General features: G+C 49.0%; 3 protein-coding genes. All 3 read right to left on the reverse strand.

The features are described 5' to 3' along the window. Window positions 1-212: 212 nt before the first annotated feature. On the reverse strand, window positions 213-1,400 hold the full coding sequence (locus PGX44_RS09040; RefSeq protein ID WP_498855125.1) for a pyridoxal phosphate-dependent aminotransferase: 1,188 nt from the start codon (window positions 1,398-1,400) through the stop codon (window positions 213-215). A 36-nt stretch (window positions 1,401-1,436) separates the two neighbouring features. Further along, window positions 1,437-2,201, reverse strand: a complete 765-nt coding sequence (locus PGX44_RS09045; RefSeq protein ID WP_498855126.1) for an IclR family transcriptional regulator — start codon at window positions 2,199-2,201, stop codon at window positions 1,437-1,439. 51 nt (window positions 2,202-2,252) lie between these two features. Further along, window positions 2,253-3,701, reverse strand: a 1,449-nt coding sequence (locus PGX44_RS09050) for a 4-hydroxyphenylacetate 3-hydroxylase family protein (protein ID WP_498855127.1), incomplete at its 5' end; no start/stop codon positions are given.

Genomic DNA, 3,701 nt, shown 5'->3' on the forward strand with positions numbered 1-3,701 from the left:
CAGATCAATATACTATTTAAATACAGCCAAGAAAAAAAATAAGAATTATCTTATCATTCTTCACTCGTACCGTTGGGTATTTTCCCTAATATAGCGTTTACAACGACAACAAGCCGTACGCTCAGGCAGAATATGCCTGAACGTACGGCTTGTTGCATAAGCAGAATAAGGTGGAAACATATAGTAAAAAGAGGAGTAAACTAAGTCAGGTCTTACTGATACAGGGCATAAAGTTCCTTAAAGGCCTTCATGGAGCGTTTGATCATATCCGGATCTACGCAGTAGGATACGCGATTGTATCCGGGGCAGCCAAATTCATCACCCGGTACGACGAGGAGGTTGAATTTCTTGGCATTTTCTGTGAACTGATTGGAATTGCCATCCGGTGCTTTCAGGAACAGGTAAAAAGCGCCCGACGGATATACGCAATCATAGCCGATTTCGGTGAGACCATTATAGAGGAGTTTGCGATTGGCATCATAAATGCCTACATCGCCGGTCTGGCCTGTGCATTTACCTACGACCTTCTGGTACAGGTTCGGGGCGCAGACAAAGCCCATAGAGCGGCCGGCACCACACACGGTCGTAAATAATTCTTTGGACCCTGCGACTTCATCCGGAATGAGGATATAACCTACACGGTTGCCTGGCAGGCTCAACGATTTACTATAGGAATAGCACACGATCGTATTGGCGTAGAATTTAGGTACGTACAAGATGGGGAGCCCATCATAGATAATTTCACGATAGGGTTCATCGGAAATAAGATAAATGGGATGACCCAATTGGGCTGACTTTTCCTTTAACAAATTACCCAATCCGGCCAGCGTTTCGGCTGAGTATACCGTACCGGACGGATTATTCGGCGTATTGATGATTACGGCCTTCGTCTTCACCGTCAGGGCTGCTGCCAGCTTTTCAAGATCCAGCTGGAAATGTTCCGTATCAGGCGGTACCATGACCAGCTTGCCACCGGCGTTATTGATAAACACGCGGTATTCCGGGAAGAACGGCGCAATGACGACGATTTCATCGCCTTCTTCTTCTACGAGGCTCTTAAGCGTAATCGCCAGGGATGCCGAAGCGCCACAGGTCATATAGAAGTTTGCTCCTTTGACACCGGCATCATACGTTTTATTCATATAATCAGCCAGGCTCTGCCGTACTTCCGGATCACCCGGTGCCGGCGTATAGCCATTGATTTCTACAGAGGTGCACGTATTCAAAAGATCGATGATCGTTTCTTTTACGCAATCCGGTGCCGGTACGGTCGGGTTGCCAATACTAAAATCAAATACGTTTTCTTTACCGACAATTTTGGCCTGTTCCTGTCCATAATCAAACAGAGAACGGATGGCAGAACGTTTATTGCCTAATTCAAACATTTTTGTTGCTACCATAACAAATGCCTCCTTGCATTCCTATTTCATGCATCTTTAAAATTGCATAATTTCTTTATATAATTCAGAAATCCGCGTCGTCGCAGCGAGTGTACATTGCAACATGTCCGCTCTCGATTCCGGCGTAATCCGGGCCTTAGGCACGCTCACGCTGACGGCGGCTACGACCTTACCGGGTGACGCAAACACAGGTGCGGCGATACAGTATAATCCCAGGCTAAATTCTTCATCATCTAAATAGTATCCTTGTGTGCGGGCTTGCTGAATTGTAGTGTAGAGGTGTTCGAAGTTGGGCTGCATCTGTCCCTCCGGACAGGCTGGTATATATTCCATAATGTCCTGAATCTCTTCCTTAGACAAATGGGACAAGAGACAGCGCCCCAAGCCGGTGCACCACAGAGGATACCGTTTTCCTAAGATAAAATTGGGCCGTAACAGACGATCTGTATCTACCTTGGCGAGGTACTCCAGCTCGCTGCCGACGCGAATTCCTAAATTAACCGTTTCATGTGTTTTCCCTTGGAGCCATGCTAATTCTTTTTTCGTCTGATCAAGCCACTGTGGTGTATATCGTAATGCCGTATGAATACGGAGCAAGCGCAGGGACAGCCTATATTTTTTACTTTTAGGATTCTGGATAATAAGGCCCATGAATTCCATCGTATTTACCAACCGCTGTATGGTACTTTCAGGCTGTCCTGTCATGGTACTGAAATCGCCAATACCATACTCATCGTCATCCGATTGAAAACAATCCAACAGGGCCATATTCTTGATTAAAGAACTATTATAACTCATCATATGTACCTATTTTCTATTACACACGTCATATAAGGACTGGCTGATATACGCTCAGTCTTCCGTTTTCACACCGGCAATGGCCAGGGCAGCTTTCTTCTTAGCGTCCAGGTTAGCCAGCTTCGAATACATAACTTCCTGGGCCTGCGGGCTGCCGGCACCATGCATGCTTTCTACCAGCGCCGTACCACCGGTCATGACTTCGATCAGACGGGCTACGCGCATGCGGTCTGCCGTCGATACGCCGTCGACGCCTTTGAAGTATTTATCTACGTATTTGCCGATTTCCGGGCTTTCCAAATCAGCCTGGCTCGGCATCGTTGCGATGAAGCCGCCGGCAATATCCTGGGCCAGACGGTCGATTTCATAAATGTAGCGCGTAACGTTGTGCTTGCTTACGTTTGCCAGCAGCATGTTGACGAAATACTGGCCGCTCGGCAGCTGTACCCCTTCAGCAGAGCAGGCAATGGAACAGGCATAGAGTGTTTCCGTCAGGTGGATCATTTCGTTGATCTTGCTCTTAATGTGGCTGGCTTTCGAATAGCCGTTCATGTCGGCCATAACCGCTGCGGCACCGATGACGATATCCGATACGCCGCCCTTGCAGCCGCCGTAGTTCTGACGGTGGTAGCTGGCAAAGCGCGTAACCAGCATGCCCGCAAAGTCTACTTCGCCGCACATAAATACGCGTTCCCACGGTACGAAGACGTCGTTCAGGACGGTCAGGCATTCGCCGCCGACGATCCCGTACTTGGCATTGCCCTGATCGATGTCGCCTTCCAGTTTACGGCCATCATTGCTCTGGCGGCCAAAAATGTGCAGTACCCCCGGTGCGTCTACCGGCAAAGCACAGCATACGGCATAATCTTCGTCGCCCGGTTTCAGGCTCATGGTCGGCATGATCAGCATTTCATGGCTGTTTACCATGCCCGTCATGTGGGCCTTGGCACCGCGGATGACGATACCTTTATCGTTCTTTTCTACAACGTGTACGAAGAGATCCGGATCGGACTGCTGGCTCGGCCGTTTGCTGCGGTCCCCCTTCGGGTCCGTCATAGCGCCGGCTACCATATGGTCCGTTTCCTGGATGTATTCGAGGAATTTCTTGAAGCGTTCATGATACTGCGTGCCATATTTCTGGTCCATTTCATAGGTCGTGCTGTACGTTGCGTTCATGGCATCAAAGCCAACGCAGCGCTGGTAGCATGTACCGGTCTTTAAGGACAGCATGCGCAGCATTTTTACTTTTTTAACCAGGTCTTCTACGCTCTGATGAATGTGCGTGAAGCGGTTGATCTTTTTGCCCGTCAGATGGGACGTAGCCGTCATCAGGTTTTCGTAAGCCGGATTCCAGGCCATATCGTACGTAACAGCCGCGGAATTCACGTGGCCGCGGATGAACGGATGGTCCGGTACTTCTGCTGCCGGAATCCGCTTACCCTGCAGATAAACGACGATATTGCGTTTCTTCAGGCTTTCCTTGTATTCTTTCCCTGTCATCAT

This window comes from Caecibacter sp. AF58-12pH5A (genome assembly GCF_027681725.1).
Taxonomy (GTDB): Bacteria; Bacillota; Negativicutes; order Veillonellales; family Megasphaeraceae; genus Megasphaera; species Megasphaera hominis.

Bases quoted from the DNA above. Each gene is read 5' to 3' on its own strand.
- PGX44_RS09040 (WP_498855125.1), bottom strand. From the start codon at position 1,400: ATGGTAGCAACAAAAATGTTTGAATTAGGCAATAAACGTTCTGCCATC.
- PGX44_RS09045 (WP_498855126.1), bottom strand. From the start codon at position 2,201: ATGATGAGTTATAATAGTTCTTTAATCAAGAATATGGCCCTGTTGGAT.